The organism is Pseudomonas sp. DW-iso17 (assembly GCF_058725345.1).
In genome coordinates this window covers 799,086-816,160 of record NZ_JBZXEA010000011.1, presented here as the reverse complement: position 1 = coordinate 816,160, position 17,075 = coordinate 799,086, and the positions used below count along the sequence as shown (strand labels likewise).

15 protein-coding genes are annotated in these 17,075 nt (G+C 59.3%); 13 read left to right on the top strand and 2 right to left on the bottom strand.

What is annotated here, in order from left to right; translation table 11 throughout:
- Window positions 1–138 precede the first annotated feature (138 nt).
- Window positions 139–1,359 carry a CaiB/BaiF CoA transferase family protein gene (locus AC4PS6_RS11625; RefSeq protein ID WP_336827177.1) on the bottom strand — a complete coding sequence of 407 codons (1,221 nt, stop codon included), beginning with the start codon at window positions 1,357–1,359 and terminating at the stop codon, window positions 139–141.
- Between the two features lie 13 nt (window positions 1,360–1,372).
- A complete protein-coding gene (locus tag AC4PS6_RS11620) occupies window positions 1,373–2,554 on the bottom strand; it encodes an acyl-CoA dehydrogenase (RefSeq protein WP_003187423.1) in 1,182 nt (393 codons plus the stop codon).
- A 157-nt stretch (window positions 2,555–2,711) separates the two neighbouring features.
- On the opposite strand from AC4PS6_RS11620, the gene AC4PS6_RS11615 reads away from it, so the two are divergent.
- The 13 genes from AC4PS6_RS11615 (at window position 2,712) to AC4PS6_RS11555 (ending at window position 17,059) form a co-directional block, all read left to right on the top strand.
- Window positions 2,712–3,611, top strand: coding sequence for a LysR family transcriptional regulator (locus AC4PS6_RS11615; RefSeq protein ID WP_003187421.1), 900 nt, complete (start codon window positions 2,712–2,714; stop codon window positions 3,609–3,611).
- A gap of 452 nt (window positions 3,612–4,063) precedes the next feature.
- The gene (locus AC4PS6_RS11610) at window positions 4,064–5,185 is read left to right on the top strand and encodes a Re/Si-specific NAD(P)(+) transhydrogenase subunit alpha (protein ID WP_122299462.1); all 1,122 of its coding nucleotides are present in this window, start codon (window positions 4,064–4,066) and stop codon (window positions 5,183–5,185) included.
- A gap of 15 nt (window positions 5,186–5,200) precedes the next feature.
- Entirely contained in the window at window positions 5,201–5,521 is a 321-nt protein-coding gene (locus AC4PS6_RS11605; protein ID WP_003187417.1) for an NAD(P) transhydrogenase subunit alpha part 2, read from the top strand.
- A complete protein-coding gene (locus tag AC4PS6_RS11600; RefSeq protein WP_014716357.1) occupies window positions 5,521–6,957 on the top strand; it encodes an NAD(P)(+) transhydrogenase (Re/Si-specific) subunit beta in 1,437 nt (478 codons plus the stop codon). The genes AC4PS6_RS11605 and AC4PS6_RS11600 overlap by 1 nt, the downstream gene beginning before the upstream one ends.
- 236 nt (window positions 6,958–7,193) lie before the next feature.
- The gene (gene scpC / locus AC4PS6_RS11595; protein WP_003187414.1) at window positions 7,194–8,687 is read left to right on the top strand and encodes a succinyl-CoA:acetate CoA-transferase ScpC; all 1,494 of its coding nucleotides are present in this window, start codon (window positions 7,194–7,196) and stop codon (window positions 8,685–8,687) included.
- Window positions 8,688–9,005: 318 nt separating this feature from the next.
- Window positions 9,006–9,221, top strand: a complete 216-nt coding sequence (locus tag AC4PS6_RS11590; protein ID WP_003187413.1) for a DUF1127 domain-containing protein — start codon at window positions 9,006–9,008, stop codon at window positions 9,219–9,221.
- A 330-nt stretch (window positions 9,222–9,551) separates the two neighbouring features.
- The gene (locus tag AC4PS6_RS11585) at window positions 9,552–9,872 is read left to right on the top strand and encodes a DUF2388 domain-containing protein (protein WP_003187411.1); all 321 of its coding nucleotides are present in this window, start codon (window positions 9,552–9,554) and stop codon (window positions 9,870–9,872) included.
- 106 nt (window positions 9,873–9,978) lie between these two features.
- The gene (locus AC4PS6_RS11580) at window positions 9,979–10,287 is read left to right on the top strand and encodes a DUF2388 domain-containing protein (RefSeq protein ID WP_014716356.1); all 309 of its coding nucleotides are present in this window, start codon (window positions 9,979–9,981) and stop codon (window positions 10,285–10,287) included.
- 39 nt (window positions 10,288–10,326) lie between these two features.
- A complete protein-coding gene (locus AC4PS6_RS11575; protein ID WP_003187408.1) occupies window positions 10,327–10,647 on the top strand; it encodes a DUF2388 domain-containing protein in 321 nt (106 codons plus the stop codon).
- Window positions 10,644–12,605 carry a DUF7844 domain-containing protein gene (locus tag AC4PS6_RS11570; protein WP_019816933.1) on the top strand — a complete coding sequence of 654 codons (1,962 nt, stop codon included), beginning with the start codon at window positions 10,644–10,646 and terminating at the stop codon, window positions 12,603–12,605. The genes AC4PS6_RS11575 and AC4PS6_RS11570 overlap by 4 nt, the downstream gene beginning before the upstream one ends.
- A gap of 380 nt (window positions 12,606–12,985) precedes the next feature.
- Window positions 12,986–14,293 carry a CitMHS family transporter gene (locus tag AC4PS6_RS11565; RefSeq protein WP_003187405.1) on the top strand — a complete coding sequence of 436 codons (1,308 nt, stop codon included), beginning with the start codon at window positions 12,986–12,988 and terminating at the stop codon, window positions 14,291–14,293.
- A gap of 67 nt (window positions 14,294–14,360) precedes the next feature.
- Complete coding sequence (locus AC4PS6_RS11560; RefSeq protein ID WP_003187403.1) at window positions 14,361–15,128, top strand: TerC family protein; 768 nt, start codon at window positions 14,361–14,363, stop codon at window positions 15,126–15,128.
- A 272-nt stretch (window positions 15,129–15,400) separates the two neighbouring features.
- Window positions 15,401–17,059, top strand: coding sequence for a Na/Pi cotransporter family protein (locus AC4PS6_RS11555; RefSeq protein ID WP_003187402.1), 1,659 nt, complete (start codon window positions 15,401–15,403; stop codon window positions 17,057–17,059).
- The last annotated feature ends 16 nt before the right edge of the window (window positions 17,060–17,075 follow it).

Genomic DNA, 17,075 nt, shown 5'->3' with positions numbered 1-17,075 from the left:
TTTCGACTGCGCCGGAAGTGGGGCGAATTATAGACAGATATAATTCGCCGTCAACTCTTAATTTTGCTTTTCTATCAATAAGTTAGCTTCGGTTAAAAAACAGCCGGCATCCACTGCGCGTCTATATAGAAGGGAAGTTCAAATAACGCCCGCCTCCTTCAGTGCGGCCACATGAGCAGCTCCCAACCCCAAAACCCCCTGCAGCACCTCAAGCGTATGCTCCCCCAATAGAGGAGGCGCACTCCGGTACTCCACAGGCGTCTTGGATAAGCGTATCGGGCTCGCAACCTGGGGCACCGTCCCCGCCAATGCGTGAGGCAACTCAATCGCCAAACCCCGCGCCTGGACCTGAGGATCGGAGAACACCTGCGCCAGATCATTGATGGGCCCACACGGCACGCCCACTTGCTCCAGCTGCGACACCCACTCAGCGGTCGTCTTGAAGACCGTCGCCTGGCGAATCAAAGGAATCAGCTCCGCACGATTAGCTACCCGTGCGCGATTGGTGGCGAAACGCACGTCATCCGCCCATTGCGGTTGCCCAGCGACTTCAGCGAATTTACGGAACTGCCCGTCATTGCCTACGGTGAGGATGAAATCTCCATCGGCCGTAGGAAAATCCTGATAAGGCACGATATTAGGGTGAGCATTCCCCAGGCGCTTGGGCGGCGCCCCGGTTGTCAGGTAATTCATCGCCTGATTCGCCAGGCAAGCCACCTGCACATCCAGTAACGCCATATCGATATGCTGCCCACCACCATCGTGATCGCGATGAGCTAGCGCAGCCAGGATCGCGACGGTCGAATAAAGCCCGGTCAAGATGTCGGTCAAGGCTACGCCGACCTTTACCGGCCCGGCGCCTTCATCCCCTTCAGGCCGCCCGGTCAGGCTCATGAGCCCGCCCAGACCCTGGATCATGAAATCGTAGCCGGCACGCATCGCATAGGGGCCCGTCTGACCAAACCCCGTGATGGAACAGTAAATCAGCTCCGGGTTGACCTCTTTGAGGGATTCATAGTCCAGCCCATACACTGCAAGGCCGCCCACCTTGAAGTTTTCGATCAGGATGTCCGACTTGGCGGCCAGATCACGCACCAGTTTCTGGCCTTCCGGCCGCGTAAAGTCGATGGTCACCGACTCTTTATTACGGTTGGCCGACAGGTAATACGCCGCCTCACTGGTATTTTCGCCATCCGCATCCTTAAGGAAGGGCGGCCCCCAAGCGCGCGTGTCATCGCCGCTGCTCGGCCTTTCGACCTTGATCACCTCAGCCCCAAGGTCTGCAAGAATCTGCCCGGACCAGGGGCCCGCGAGTACTCGCGACAAATCCAGCACTCGCAGATGCGAAAGCGCGCCCATGCCCATGCTCCTATTAATAGAACGCTTGAAGACCGGTTTGCGCGCGCCCCAGGATCAAGGCATGCACGTCATGGGTCCCTTCATAGGTGTTGACCACCTCAAGGTTGACCAAGTGGCGCGCCACTCCGAATTCGTCGGAGATACCGTTGCCGCCCAGCATGTCCCGGGCCATGCGCGCGATATCCAATGACTTGCCACACGAGTTACGCTTCATGATCGAAGTGATCTCAACCGCCGCCGTCCCCTCATCCTTCATCCGACCCAGGCGCAGGCAACCTTGCAGGGCCAAGGTAATCTCGGTCTGCATGTCTGCCAGCTTCTTCTGGATCAACTGAGTGGCAGCCAGTGGGCGACCAAACTGCTGGCGATCAAGTGTGTACTGGCGTGCGGTATGCCAGCAGAACTCAGCAGCCCCCAGCGCCCCCCAGGAAATCCCGTACCGTGCCGAATTAAGGCAGGTAAACGGCCCTTTCAAACCCCGTACATCCGGGAAGATATTTTCTTCGGGCACAAATACGTTATCCATCACGATTTCACCGGTGATGGAGGCCCGCAGCCCCACCTTGCCGTGGATAGCCGGAGCGCTCAGACCTTTCCAGCCTTTTTCCAGGACAAAGCCACGGATGTCCCCGGCATCATCTTTGCCCCACACCACAAACACATCCGCAATCGGACTGTTGGTGATCCACATCTTTGCGCCGGTCAGGCTGTAGCCGCCATCCACTTTGCGTGCACGAGTAATCATCGCACCTGGGTCGGAACCATGGTTGGGCTCGGTCAGCCCGAAGCAACCGATCCATTCACCAGAGGCCAGTTTGGGCAAGTACTTCTGTTTTTGCGCCTCGGTACCAAACTCATTGATCGGCACCATGACGAGGGAAGACTGCACACTCATCATCGAGCGATAGCCGGAGTCGACACGCTCCACCTCCCGAGCAATCAAACCGTAGCTGACATAGTTCAAGCCACTGCCACCGTACTGCTCAGGGATCATCGCCCCCAGCAAACCGGTCTCGCCCATCTCGCGGAAAATAGCAGGGTCTGTCTTTTCGTGGCGAAAGGCTTCGAGCACGCGGGGAGCCAGCTTGTCCTGAGCAAATTGCTCGGCGCTGTCACGCACCATGCGCTCTTCTTCGGTGAGCTGTTGATCCAACAGCAGTGGATCGATCCAGTTGAAGCTTGCCTTGCCAGCCATGAATAAGTCCTCGCGGAAAAAATCAGAAGTCGTGGAACCAGACTAGGCGCGGTCAGCGCAGAGGGCAAACGAGGTTTTTGCATAGGCTTGTGCTAATTTCTCACTTCGTAACACTAAAAAAGCCCAGAAATGCGCTTTATCTGTGAGGGCAACGTACATGCGCAGGAAAATCCCCAGTACCACCGCGCTCATCAGCTTTGAGGCAGCAGCCCGGCACGAGAGCTTCACCAAGGCAGCCTTGGAGCTTTCCATCACCCAAGGCGCGATTTGCCGACAGATCGCCAGCCTGGAGGAGTTTTTGAGTGTCGAGCTGTTTCGCCGCTCACGCCGTGGGGTGAAGCTGACGGAGGCGGGGCTGTCTTATAGCCGCAGGGTTGCAACGCAACTGGACGCCGTAGAGCGCGACACCTTGTCGGTGATGGGCCAGCAGGGCGCCAATGTGATCGAACTGGCGGTGGTACCTACCTTCGGCACGCAGTGGCTGATCCCACGCCTGAAAGACTTTCAACATCAGCACCCGGAAGTCACGGTGAACCTGACGAACCGCACACGCCCCTTCCTGTTCGCCGATACTGAGTTCGATGCGGCGATCTACTTCGGGGATGCCGATTGGTCGGGTACGCAATCCCACCGGTTAATGGGCGAAAACCCGGTACCGGTATGCAGCCCACGCTTACTCGGCGACCGCACGCATTTCACCCCTCAACAGATCGCCGAGCTGCCTCTGCTGCAGCAGACCACACGCCCCTATGCCTGGCGCCAATGGTTCAACGCCCAACAACTGAACATCCCTCGCGACATGACAGGCCCTCGATACGAGCTATTCTCGATGCTGTCTCAAGCGGCCATGCATGACATGGGCATCGCACTGATTCCTCCCTTCCTCATACAGCGGGAGCTGAAGGAGCAACAACTGGTAATCGCGAGCACCGAAGCACTGACCAGCGAAAAGGCTTATTACCTGATGATTCCTGACAAAAAGGTCGAATCCGCCTCACTGCATGCATTTAGGGACTGGCTGCTCGACCAGTCAAGACGCTACAACCCATGTAAGTAAAGGACAAAGCGCAATTGCTGACTTTGTAGTCAGATAAATTAAGATCCTACAGATGTACGTATATGTCGCATTTAAACAGACTGTACTTGTCAGCCCAAAATAAGGCTAAAAGGCATGTATCTCATGGCTCGTAGCGACTCTTACCGGCCAATGCACGACTATTCACACTGGCAATGGAAAAATGGACCGAAAACGCCTGAACACCTTTAAAGACCTGTATTTAAAGAGGTTATTTCAGCTTGTTGCGACAATCAGTCACAGGGTGACTTGTAGTTAATTTTTCGTCACCCGTCATAATCCCTTGATGGCCGTAAAGTTCGCCTGCAAAATGCCGCGCCCCGCTGTCATTTCAGCGGGATCGTGCTGATCGGCCGCCCCAGTTGCGCCACTCGCGGTGCACTGGCCTTTTTACAAAAAGATCAAAAGCAAAAAGATCATGCAGGAGATTTGACGTGCACATTGGTGTTCCTCTCGAAACCCAGACCGGTGAAACGCGGGTGGCTGCCACCCCGGAAACCATCAAGAAGCTGATCGGCCAGGGCCATAAGGTCACTGTACAAAGCGGCGCAGGCATCAATGCCAGCATCGTCGACAGTGCCTATGAAACGGCAGGCGCCACCATTGGCAGTGCCAACGACGCGTTTGGCGCCGAGCTGATTCTCAAAGTGGTTGCCCCCAGCGACAGCGAACTTGCGCTGATCAAAAGTGGCACCGTGTTGGTGGGCATGCTCAACCCGTTCAGCAACGAAACCATCGCCAAGCTCGCCGAGCGCGACATCACCGCCTTCGCCCTGGAAGCCGCGCCGCGCACTTCACGCGCTCAAAGCCTTGATGTGCTGTCTTCGCAAGCCAACATCGCCGGTTACAAGGCCGTGTTGCTCGCCGCTCATCACTACCCGCGTTTCATGCCGATGCTGATGACTGCTGCCGGCACTGTAAAAGCCGCGCGCGTACTGATCCTCGGCGCCGGTGTGGCGGGCCTGCAAGCCATCGCCACGGCCAAGCGCCTGGGCGCGGTGATCGAAGCGTCCGACGTACGCCCGGCGGTTAAGGAGCAGATCGAATCCCTGGGCGCCAAGTTTGTCGACGTACCGTACGAAACCGATGAAGAGCGTGAATGCGCCGTCGGTGTCGGTGGCTACGCGCGCCCGATGCCCAGCAGTTGGATGCAACGCCAGGCCCTGGCCGTGCACGAACGCGCCAAACAGGCCGATATCGTCATCACCACCGCCCTCATCCCGGGCCGCAAGGCGCCGACCCTGCTCAGCGCCGATACCGTGGCGCAGATGAAACCCGGCTCGGTGGTCATCGACCTCGCTGCAGCCCAAGGTGGCAACTGCCCGCTGACCGTGGCCGACCAGGTCGTGGTGGAAAACGGCGTGATCATCTGCGGCCCGACCAACCTGGCGGGCGCTGTCGCCGCCGATGCGTCGGCCTTGTATGCGCGCAACCTGCTGGACTTCCTGAAGCTGGTCTTCACCAAGGAAGGGCAGTTTGAAATCAACCTCGAAGACGATATCGTCGCCGCGTGCCTGATGTGCCGCGACGGCCAAGTCATCCGCAAAAACGCCTAAGCAGGGATTCAGACGATGGAAGAGCTTATCTCCCCCGGTATCTACAACCTGATCATCTTTGTGCTGGCGATTTATGTCGGTTATCACGTGGTCTGGAACGTAACACCTGCATTGCACACGCCGCTGATGGCCGTGACCAACGCCATTTCCGCGATTGTCATCGTCGGCGCCATGCTGGCTGCCGCGCTGACCGTCACCCCGTTGGGCAAGACTATGGGCACACTGGCCGTGGCCCTGGCGGCGGTAAATGTCTTCGGTGGCTTCCTGGTCACCCGCAGAATGCTTGAGATGTTCAAGAAGAAAGCCCCGAAAGTAAAAGAAGAGGCGCCCAAGTAATGAGCATGAATCTCGTGACGACGCTCTACCTGATCGCGTCGATCTGCTTCATCCAGGCCCTTAAAGGCCTCTCGCACCCGACCACTTCGCGGCGCGGCAACCTGTTCGGCATGCTCGGCATGGCGCTGGCGGTACTCACTACCGTCGGCCTCATCTATAAGCTGGGGGCTGAACTGGCGACTGCCGGTATCGGCTACGTCATCGTTGGCCTATTGGTTGGCGGTACCGCCGGCTCGATCATGGCCAAGCGTGTTGAAATGACCAAGATGCCCGAGCTGGTCGCGTTCATGCACAGCATGATCGGCCTGGCCGCGGTGTTCATCGCCATTGCCGCCGTGGTCGAGCCGCAGTCCCTGGGCATCGTCAAGCACTTGGGCGATTCGATACCGGCCGGTAACCGCCTGGAACTGTTCCTCGGTGCCGCTATCGGTGCAATCACCTTCTCCGGCTCGGTGATCGCATTCGGCAAGCTGTCGGGCAAGTACAAGTTCCGCCTGTTCCAGGGCGCACCGGTACAGTTCGGCGGCCAACACAAACTGAACTTGGTACTCGGCCTGGCAACCCTGGGCCTGGGCCTGGCGTTCATGTTCACCGGCAATCTCAGCGCATTTGCACTGATGCTGGCCCTGGCCTTCGTGCTGGGTGTGCTGATCATCATCCCGATTGGCGGCGCCGACATGCCCGTGGTGGTGTCGATGCTCAATAGCTATTCCGGCTGGGCAGCGGCGGGCATCGGTTTCTCGCTGAACAACTCGATGCTGATCATCGCCGGTTCCCTGGTGGGCTCCAGCGGCGCGATCCTGTCGTACATCATGTGCAAGGCGATGAACCGCTCCTTCTTTAATGTGCTGTTGGGCGGTTTCGGCAACGCGCCGGATGCTGGCGCTGCGGCGGGCTCCAAAGAAGCACGCCCGGTGAAGTCCGGCTCCGCTGATGACGCCACCTTCCTGCTGACCAACGCCGACACCGTGATTATCGTCCCAGGCTACGGCCTTGCGGTCGCGCGGGCACAACACGCGCTCAAGGAGCTGACCGAGAAGCTGACCCACCACGGCGTCACCGTAAAGTACGCGATCCACCCGGTGGCGGGCCGTATGCCGGGGCACATGAACGTATTGCTGGCCGAGGCCGAAGTGCCTTACGACCAGGTGTTCGAGATGGAAGACATCAACTCCGAGTTCGGCCAGGCCGACGTGGTGCTGGTATTGGGCGCCAACGACGTGGTCAACCCGGCCGCCAAGAACGACCCGAACTCACCCATCGCCGGCATGCCGATTCTCGAGGCGTTCAAGGCCAAGACCATCATCGTCAACAAGCGCTCGATGGCCAGCGGCTACGCCGGCCTGGATAACGAGTTGTTCTACCTGGACAAGACCATGATGGTGTTCGGTGATGCCAAGAAGGTCATCGAAGACATGGTCAAGGCCGTCGAATAACACTGCGCCAGCGCAATACCTGAAACCCTGGCCTCACGTAGGCTGGGGTTTTTTTATGGTTCCCCCGCTCCGCGTGGGAACGCATCCAGGGATGCTCTGCGTCCCGCTTTGCACACACATGAAACCCGACCAAAGGCTCTAAATCGCGACCTGGCATTCGACCATGGTAGCGGGCCGAAACTTTTTGAAATCACTACACTGCCCACCTTGCTTTCCGTAGCCAGAGATAACAATTCATGTACCGTGATCGTATCCGCTTGCCTTCGTTGTTGAACAAGGTCATGAGCGCGGCAGACGCCGCTGCACTGATCGAGGACGGCATGACCGTCGGCATGAGCGGCTTCACCCGTGCCGGTGAAGCCAAGGCCGTCCCCCACGCCCTGGCCGAACGCGCCAAGACTTCGCCACTCAAAATCACGCTGATGACCGGCGCCAGCCTGGGCAATGACCTGGACAAGCAGTTGACCGAAGCCGGCGTACTGTCACGACGCATGCCCTTTCAAGTCGACAGCACTCTGCGCAAGGCGATCAATGCCGGCGAGGTGATGTTTATCGACCAGCACCTGTCGGAAACCGTCGAGCAACTGCGCAACAATCAGCTCAAATTGCCCGACATCGCCGTGATCGAAGCCGTCGCGATCACTGAGCAGGGCCATATCGTGCCCACTACTTCCGTAGGCAACTCGGCCAGCTTCGCGATCTTTGCCAAACAGGTGATCGTCGAGATCAACCTGGCGCACAACCCGAACCTGGAAGGGCTGCACGACATCTACATCCCGACCTACCGACCGACGCGCACGCCGATCCCGCTGGTGAAAGTCGACGACCGTATCGGCAGCACCGCGATTCCGATCCCGCCCGAGAAAATCGTCGCCATCGTCATCACCAACCAGGCGGACTCCGCCTCCACGGTAACGCCGCCTGACAGCGACACCCAAGGCATCGCCAATCACCTGATCAACTTCCTCAAGCAAGAAGTCGATGCCGGGCGCATGACCAACAAGCTCGGCCCGCTGCAAGCCGGCATCGGTAATATTGCCAACGCGGTGATGTGCGGATTGATCGAGTCGCCGTTCGAAGACCTGACCATGTACTCGGAAGTGTTGCAGGATTCGACCTTCGACCTGATCGACGCCGGCAAGCTGAGCTTTGCCTCCGGCAGTTCGATTACCTTGTCGGAGCGACGCAATGCCGATGTGTTCGGCAACCTGGAGCACTACAAGGACAAATTGGTGCTGCGCCCGCAGGAAATTTCCAACCACCCTGAAGTGGTACGGCGCCTGGGCATCATCGGTATCAATACCGCGCTGGAGTTCGATATCTACGGCAACGTCAACTCCACCCACGTCTGCGGCACGCGGATGATGAACGGCATCGGCGGCTCCGGGGATTTCGCCCGCAATGCGCACCTGGCGATCTTCGTCACCAAGTCCATTGCCAAGGGCGGCGCAATTTCCAGCGTGGTACCGATGGTCAGCCATGTGGACCACACCGAGCATGACGTGGACATTCTCGTCACCGAAGTAGGCCTTGCCGACCTGCGGGGCCTGGCGCCACGGGAGCGCGCTCGGGTGATCATCGATAACTGCGTGCACCCAGCCTACCGCGATGCCCTCAACACTTACTTCGATGCCGCCTGCGCCATCGGTGGGCATACGCCGCACATCTTGCGCGAAGCACTGAGTTGGCACATTAACCTGGAAGAAACCGGGCACATGCTCAAGGCTTGATGAATACAGATCCGGGCTGATGCAAATACAGTTTCATCAGCTCGGTGAACCCACCCGCACTTATGGAAAAAACTGTACTGCTGTACTGGTCATTTCCTACCGAAATATCCCACACACCAACTCAAAAATGCCTATTTCGCACCTTTTAAGTGCGCACAGGTACAGTTGCCCCAATTTCGTACCGTACAGCCTCGCTAAACAGTTAACTGGCCTCTCACAATACAGGTGAACTGTATCTAGAGAGTCTTGCCTCGGAGGAGGATCATTGGCATCAGTTAAACCACTACCTAATCCCGCCACAAGCGGAAGGATGTCATCATGGAACGTACACTCAGTTCCGAACTGTTCTTCGAAGAAAAAGCTGTAAACACCCAGGCTTCCCTGCCTTTGCGCGTTCTCGCCAACCTGATGTTGTGGCAGCGCCGCATCTCCAGCCGCCACCAGTTGGCTCGCCTGGATTCGCGCCTGCTGGCTGACGCCGGTATCAGCGAAGCTCAACGCTACGAAGAGCTGAGCAAGCCGTTCTGGCGCTAAGTGGCGCCCGCTGGCCCTGACCTGACGGGTCCACTGCCAGCACCCTGATTTGTCAAAGCAAAGCCCGCCCCGGGTAACCGGAGGCGGGCTTTGTTGTATCTGCGATAGCCCATTGGATTGGCTCGATTCAAGCACACAGATACAGTTTTAAATTTATAAAATATGACAGGTACAGTTTAATTACAGGCTTCCGAATAGCCCTGCACACGCCTAATATCGGTTCACCACGTGGCGAACCCTGTAGAGCGTGCGTCTGATGCTCGACAGTCCCAGTCCGTTTCATTGTGGCCGTTTCGCGCCACCTTATTATTCGTCTACAGGAGTTACCCCATGTCCCGTCTTCGCCTGCTGTGCACTGCCGCTGTGCTGACTCTGGCTGCCAATGCCAACGCGAGCAGCCTGATCATGACGACCGACTCGATCGTCGGCGCTCTGAAGGCAACCTCCGATGCCACGTCTGATGCCACTTCATCCCTGCGCGACAACAAGGTCGTACAAGCGGCCCGTGACGACGCCGCCAGCTTTGTCGCCAGCGAAGGCGCCATCCGTGGCGTGAAACTGGAAAGCGCCCTGGCCCAGATCCGCCAACAAGCGCCGCAATTGAATACCGCTACCGATACGCAGCTGGCACAGGCCATCCTGGCTATCTGACCCACGGCAACCAGACGGGAGCGCCTGCCGCTCCCGGATGGCTCGGCGCTGGCTCTCGCCCGGCCGTTGCGCTAGCCTTGGCGCTCGCTTTCAGTTGTCGAGTCCCATGGCTTTTTCATACCGTTTATTGATTGTTCCTGTACTGTTTTGCGCCTGCTGGTCACCCATGGCTTCAGCGTTGGATGTGTCCACCCAGAGCACGGTTGTCAGCGTGTATGCCACCAGCAAAGTGACCTCTGCGCCGTTCGACAATAAGTTGGTCCTGGCCGCTCGGGATGATGCTGCCGCTTTCATTGCCACTGACGGCCAATGGCGGGGCGCACGCCTGGAGTCCGCGCTGGACTATCTGCGCCGCACCCAGCCAAAACTTCATGCAAGCGACCTTGAACTGGCGCAAGCAATTCTCGTCCAATAATCATCGTTGTATTTCTATCTTTGTCATTGGAGTCACCCCATGCGTAGCCCGCTGATCGTCGCCGCCCTCGGCCTGCTGTTTTTGGCCGATGTCGCCCAGGCGCAAACCTTGAAGGCCACCAGCAACATCGTCGTGCGTGCCTCGGCGCGCACCATTGATTTCACCTCGGACACCACCACCTCCATCCGCGACTCCAAGATCGTGCGCGAAGCCCACGATGACGCCGCCAGTTTCGTCGCCACCAATGGCGAGATCCGTGGCGCCCAACTGGAAGCCGCGTTCGATACCCTTCGCACCCGCGTGCCAGAAGCGCGTGATGCCAGCGACCAGACCCTCGCCGAAGCTATCCTCGCTCTGTGAGGCGCCTCAAAACCTGGCTCCTGGCCGGGGCCGTGCTGCTGTGCGCGAGTACGGCCCAGGCCGGCCTGCAACTGCGGCTCAAGACCGAAGGCTTGAGCCCGGCCGAACAGCAGGCCAGCCAGGCATTGCTGGATGAAGCGCTGCGCTCCTTGCCGCCGCGCTTTGTCGAGCAATTGGACCGACGTATTGATGTCGGCTGGACCGACAAGATGCCTGACAACGCCTACGGCCAGGCGTCCCTGGTGTCCGAGTTGGACCTCAACCAGAACCTGCTCGCCAGCCTGACTGACGGCAGCGCCGCCACCCAGAAAACCAATCGCCCCCACGGTACGGTGCGCCGGGAAATGCTCGCCACCGTGCTGCATGAACTGACCCACATCTATGACCGTGCGCGCCTGTGGTCCCAGGACGAGCGCACGCTGATCCAGCGCTGCAGCCGTCAGAACAACATTACCGGCTTGATCGGCTTGCCCGACCAGTGCCGTGGCCAGAACGACCGCCGCTTTACCCTCAGTGACGACCCGCGCCTGCTGGACCTTGCCGGTTGGCCACAGTATGTGGGTCGGCGCGGCGAGCGTGAGCAGCACAACCATCAGGTAGTACGCAGCCCGGACATCTACGAAACCACCAGCCCGCTGGAGTTCGTGGCGGTCAACATGGAGTATTTCCTCCTGGACCCCAGCTACGCCTGTCGCCGCCCCGCGCTGTTCCGTTATTACAAGGATCACTTCGGCTGGGCCCCGCCTGAACAGGACACCTGCGCCAGTACCTATGCCTTCCTGAACGCGGGCAACGATTTCGCCAAGACGCCCCTGGGCCAGATCGATCCGGAGCGCGTGTATGAAATCGACTATCTGCTGGCCGAAGCCAACCAGAACCTGGTGAGCCGTTGGGGCCATAGCATGTTGCGCCTGGTGATTTGTGCGCCGGGCCGCCCGCGTGGCCCGGATTGCCGGCTGGACCTGGACCGGCATCTGGTGCTGTCCTACCGCGCCTTCGTCGGTGACGTCCAGCTGTCGAGCTGGGATGGCCTGGTGGGTAAATACCCGTCGCGGCTGTTCGTACTGCCGTTGGCCCAGGTCATTGATGAATACACCAAGACCGAACTGCGTGGCCTGGCGTCGGTGCCGCTGAAGCTCAGCCGCCAGGAAATCAACGACACCGTCGAACATGCGGCGCAGATGCACTGGAGCTATGACGGCAACTACTTCTTCATCTCCAACAATTGTGCGGTCGAAAGCCTGAAACTGTTGCGCAGCGGTAGCGCCAACCCGCAATTGACCGGCCTGGACAACATCACCCCCAACGGTTTGCTGGAAGTGCTCAGCGCCCGCGGCCTGGCCGATACCAGCGTATTGAATGACAAGCGCGAGGCACTGCGGCTGGGGTATCACTTCGACTCGTTCCGCGAGCGTTACCAGGCCATGTTTGATGTGCTGCGCAAGCAACTGCCGATCAAGCAGACCCAGGTCGAAGACTGGTTGTCCCTGGATGCGCAAGCGCGTCGCCAATGGTTCAGCCAGGCCGACCTGCGCACCAGCGCCGCGCTGTTGCTGCTGGAGCAGGCCAGCTATCGCAAACAACTGATGCTCGCCCAGGATGAGGTCAAACAACGCTACCTCAATGCCCGCGAGCTGAAATACGGCGGCATGGAGAAAGCCAACAACACGCTGCAGCAAATTCTCGCCAACAGCGGCTTCCTGAGTCGCCCGGCCGAGTTGCTGGACAGCGGGGGTTATGGCCTGCCGCAACCTTCGGAAGCCAAGCGCCTTGAATCAGAAAGCGCCGAACGCCAGAAACAGTTGCAGTCGTTGACCGGCGAGCTGGATAAGGAGGTGAGGGCGCTGCTCGATCCTTCCCGCGCCGCCGAGATCGCCGCGTGTGAAGCCAACCTCAAGCAGGTGGGTGAGCATTTGCGGGCCTTGCACAAAGCCGCCGGCGGCCTGGAACTACCCTGATAGTCTGGCAGCGACCACTATCCAAATGTGGGAGCTGGCTTGCCTGCGATGGCGGTGTCACAGCCATAAGAGATGTTGGCTGATACACCGCCATCGCAGGCAAGCCAGCCCCCCACATTTTGTTCTGCACCAACCTGAAGAATGATGCCTGCCCTTCATCAGCTGTTTTCTCAGCGAAAGCTGGCTGAAAGCTTCCCCGTCTAGGATCGCCCTCACTGCCGGCAACAGACCGGCTGTTAACAACAACAATGGTGATTCCCGATGTCCGCTCGTACCCGCCTGTTCGCTCCTACTCCACCCGTACGCCTCGTGCCTTTCGTTCTGCGCTGACCGCCACTCGGTCCGCCATTCCCTAGCCGCGCTACGCCTGGAGTATTCCTATGCTGACTTTCCTTGGCTTTGCCATGGTCATCACGTTCATGTTCCTGATCATGACCAAGCGCCTGTCCGCGCTGATCGCCTTGATCATCGTGCCGATCCTGTTCGCGCTGTTCGGCGGTTTCGCACCGAAGATCGGCCCGATGATGCTCGAAGGCATCACCAAGCTTGCGCCGACCGGCGTGATGCTGATGTTCGCCATCCTCTATTTTGCCTTGATGATCGACTCCGGCCTGTTCGACCCGGCCGTGCGCAAGATCCTCAAGATGGTCAAGGGCGACCCGCTCAAGGTGTCGGTCGGCACCGCCGTGCTGGCCCTGGTGGTGTCCCTGGACGGTGACGGTGCCACCACCTACATGATCTGCGTCGCGGCCATGCTGCCGCTGTACCAGCGCATCGGCATGAGCCCAAGGATCATGGCCGGCCTGATCATTCTCGCCGGTGGCGTGATGAACATGACCCCCTGGGGCGGCCCGACGGCGCGCGCCGCCAGTGCGCTGCATGTAGACCCGTCGGACATCTTCGTACCGATGATTCCGGCCATGGCCGCCGGTGTGGTGGCGATCCTGGTGATTGCCTACATGTACGGCAAGCGCGAACGTGCGCGCCTGGGTGAATTGCACCTGCAGGGCGACGAGATCGACCACAGCGAAATCAGCGTGTCGCAATTCCCCGACGCCCGCCGGCCGAAATTGATCTGGTTCAACGGCGCCCTGACCCTGGCGTTGATGTGCACCCTGATTGCCGGCCTGTTGCCGCTGCCGGTGCTGTTCATGGTGGCGTTCAGTATCGCCATGATCGTCAACTACCCGTGCCTGCAGCAGCAGAAAGACCGCGTCGCGGCTCACGCCGGTAGCGTATTGGCGGTGGTGGGCTTGATCTTCGCCGCCGGTATCTTCACGGGCATCCTGTCGGGCACCGGCATGGTCGATGCCATGTCCAAGAGCCTGTTGGCGGTCATCCCCGAAGCCATGGGCCCTTACCTGGCGGTGATCACCGCGCTGGTGAGCATGCCGTTCACCTTCTTCATGTCCAACGATGCGTTCTACTACGGCGTACTGCCGGTACTGGCCGAAGCTGCCAGCCATTACGGCATCACCGCGGTGGAAATGGCGCGGGCGTCGATCGTCGGGCAGCCCGTGCATTTGCTCAGCCCACTGGTACCCTCGACGTACTTGCTGGTTGCCCTGGCGGGTATCGAATTCGGCGATCACCAGCGCTTCACGCTCAAGTGGGCAGTGCTGGTGTGCCTGTGCATAATGTTCGCCGCACTGCTGATGGGGATTTTTCCGCTGTTCAGCACTCTATAATCGTACCGACTCACTCACCGCGCGGCGCTACAGCTTGCGCGGTTAACACTTGCTCAAAGGAATACACATGGAATGGCTGACCAATCCGGAAATCTGGATTGCCTTCTTCACCCTGACGGCTCTCGAGATCGTCCTGGGCATCGATAACATCATCATGATTTCGATCCTGGTCAGCCGCATGCCCAAGCATATGCAGGCGCGCACCCGGATCTTCGGCCTGGCACTGGCCATGGTCACGCGCATCCTGTTGCTGCTGTCGATCACCTGGGTCATGCAACTGACCGCCGACCTGTTCGTCGTGTTTGGCCAAGGCATCTCCGGTCGTGACCTGATCCTGTTCTTCGGTGGCCTGTTCCTGCTGTGGAAAAGCTCCCAGGAGATGTACCACGCGCTGGAGGGTGAAGATGAAACCCAAGACGAGCCCAAAGGCGCCGGTGGCAAGTTCATCTACACCATTATCCAGATCGCCATCATCGACATCGTGTTCTCCCTGGACTCGGTGATTACCGCCGTCGGCATGGTTTCCCACGTGCCGGTGATGGTTGCCGCCATCGTCGTTGCGGTATTGGTGATGATGCTGGCTGCCGGCACCATCAGCGAGTTCATCGACAAGCACCCGTCGCTGAAAATGCTGGCGCTGTCGTTCCTGCTGGTCGTGGGTACCGTACTGATCGCTGAATCCTTCGACGTACACGTGCCAAAAGGCTACGTCTACTTCGCCATGGCGTTCTCGCTGGCGGTGGAAGCGGTGAACATCAAGATGCGTACCGCCATCGCGAAAAAGAAGAAACAGCAGGACCCAGTGAAACTGCGCAAGGACATTCCGGGTCAGTAAATTTGACCCGCGAGTGATCGTTCCCACGCTCCGCGTGGGAATGCCCTCTCGGACGCTCCGCGTCCGCAAAGTGACGCAGAGCGTCACAGGATGCGTTCCCACGCCGAGCGTGGGGAACGATCTTCATGACAGTTTTGTTTCAATCCCAAGTTTAGCTATGCGATGCTGGCGCAGAGCCCATTCGCCAACTACAGCTTAGGTACAAGACGTAGAGCGGCACGCGGTAACTTTCCTTCGCTCCTGCTGGAGCGCACCCACACGGGGGGCCGAGCATGCTGACCTTGCTCAATCTGCTTTCCGCCGTGACCCTGCTTATCTGGGGCACGCATATCGTCCGAACCGGCATCCTGCGGGTCTACGGTTCCAATTTGCGCCAAGTCATCGGGCAGAACATGTCCAAGCGCTGGCTGGCATTTGTCGCCGGTATCCTGGTGACGGCCATGGTGCAAAGCAGTAACGCCACCGCGATGCTAGTGACTTCGTTCGTCGGCCAAGGGCTGATGAGCCTCACGCCGGCCTTGGCCACCATGCTTGGCGCCGACGTCGGTACGGCCTTGATGGCGCGGGTGCTGACGTTCGATTTGTCCTGGCTGTCGCCGCTGCTGATCTTCCTCGGGGTGATTTTCTTCCTGTCGCGCAAGCAGACGCGAGCAGGACAGTTAGGCCGGGTGGGGATCGGCCTGGGCCTGATCATCCTCGCGCTGCAATTGATCGTCGAAGCCGCCGGGCCCATTACCCATGCCCAGGGCGTGAAAGTCATCTTCGCTTCGCTGACCGGCGATATCTTGCTGGACGCCCTGGTGGGCGCGCTGTTCGCCATGATTTCCTACTCCAGCCTCGCTGCGGTGCTGCTCACGGCCACCCTGGCCGGTGCCGGCGTGATCGGCTTGCACGTGGCCATCGGCCTGGTAATCGGCGCCAACATCGGCAGCGGGGTGCTGGCGTTTCTCAGTACCAGCATGCAAAACACTGCCGGTCGCCAAGTGGCCCTGGGCAGCCTGTTGTACAAATTGATCGGTCTGTTGCTGATCATTCCGGTGCTTGACCCGCTCGTGGGCTGGATGGACGGCCTGGACTACAGCGTTCAGGGCATGGTCATCACCTTCCACCTGCTCTACAACGTCAGCCGTTGCCTGATCCTGTTGCCCACCATCGGGCCCATGGCACGCCTGTGCGAATGGCTGCTGCCGGAACGCCCCGAAACCAATGGCAAGGCCAAGCCACGCCATCTGGACCTGGCCTCATTGAATACCCCAAGCCTGGCCCTGGCGAACGCCGCCCGCGAAACCCTGCGCCTGGGTGACTTGATCGACAATATGCTCACTTCGATGCAGGAAGTGCTGCGCGGCAACCAAACCGCCGTTACCCAAGAAATGCGCAGCCTGAGCGATGACGTCGAAGCGCTCTACAGCGCGATCAAACTCTACCTGGCGCAAATGCCTCGTGAAGACCTGAGTGAACAGGACAACCGCCGCTGGGCCGAGATCATCGAGCTGTCGATCAACTTGAAATTGGCCGGTGACCTGATCGAACGCATGCTGCGCAAGGTCCAGCAACAGAAGACCTCGCAACGCCGGCAATTTTCCGAAGTGGGCCTGGAGGAACTCAGTGGCCTGCACAGCCAGTTGATCGCCAACCTGCGCCTGGGCCTGTCGGTGTTTCTCAGCGGCGACCCGGAAAGCGCCCGTCAATTACTGCGAGAAAAGCGCCGCTTCCGTGCCCAGGAACGCCGCCTGGCCCACGCCCATGTCAGCCGCTTGCAGCGCAAGATCGTGCAGAGCCTGGAAACCAGCTCCCTGCATCTGGAACTGATTGCCGACATGAAACGCTTGAACTCGTTGTTTTGCAGCAGTGCTTATGTAGTGTTGGAAACGTCCGACACTGGCGCGCTCTCCGCCGAAAGTATTGCCGACATCACCCATTCACCCTGAACGTACGCCCGCGAGC